Raw genomic sequence first — 1019 nt, forward strand, 5'->3', positions numbered from 1 at the left:
ATGCCGGGGGTCGGGGCGGACGATGTCGGGGTGGAGCGGGTGGAGCTGGGGGGCACAGAGGTATCTCACGGTTCGGGATGCGACGGCACGGTGGCGCACTGCTTTGTCAGAGGGGAGGTGCCCTGTCAAGGGGCTGTCGCGCGCGACGATCGGGGTCGTCGGGAAACGCTCCCGGTAACAGTACGGTAACGAGCGGCGAGTGTCACGTCCTCGGGTGCCCGGATGTGATCGCTAGACCGACTAGGAAGTGCTTCCCGGGGCGTAATCGGGCGCATCCGGAAGTCCGAACAGGCGCTCCAGGGTCTCGATCCCCGTGTCGTGGAGGTGCTGCGCGAGCTCGGCGCCGACGTAGCGGAGGTGGTACGGCTCCGACTCGTAGCCCGTGATCGGGGTCGCGTCGGGCTTGTAACGGACGAGGAAGCCGAAGCGGTGCGCGTTGGCCCCGACCCAGAGGCCCTCGGGCGTGTCCCCCCAGCAGATCTCGAGCGCGCACGCCCCGGAGGCGCCGACGACGTCGACCGCCCAGCCCGTCTGGTGCTCGCTGTGACCCGGCCGCGCGCTCGTCGCGTCGGCGCCCGCATGACCACGTGTCGAGACCCAGCCCGCGTAGACGCCGACCTGCGTTTCGTAGGACCGGTACGCGCTCTGCACGGCGAGCGCGAGGCCCGCCTCCGCCGACGCCGCGGCGAAGAGGGCGACGAGAGCGTCGGCCGTCGCCTGCCGCATCGGCTGGCGGTTGACGTAGCGGACGTCCGGGTGGACGAGATCGGCCGGGATGTAGTCGACCGGGTTCAGCGTCCTGAGCTTGTTCACGACGACCCAGACGCTCGCCGGATCGTCGACGGAGTTCGCGGCGAGGTCGATCCCGGGGGTCGCGGTGGGCGTCGGCTCGGCCGTCGCGGTGGACTCCGTCGCCGTGGGCTCCGGGGCGGCGGTGGCGGAGGGGGTCCCGCTCGGCGTCCGCGTCGGCGGGAGCGTCGGCGAGCCGGTCGGCGACGGGGCGCCGCGGCCCGCTCCGA

1 protein-coding gene is annotated in these 1019 nt (G+C 72.4%); it reads right to left on the reverse strand.

Annotation, left to right across the window (positions count from 1 at the left end):
* Window positions 1-240: 240 nt before the first annotated feature.
* On the reverse strand, window positions 241-1019 hold a 779-nt coding region (locus tag NB037_RS19330), incomplete at its 5' end, for a M15 family metallopeptidase (RefSeq protein WP_251948691.1).

The sequence above is a fragment of the Rathayibacter rubneri genome (assembly GCF_023743255.1).
Taxonomy (GTDB): Bacteria; Actinomycetota; Actinomycetes; order Actinomycetales; family Microbacteriaceae; genus Rathayibacter; species Rathayibacter rubneri.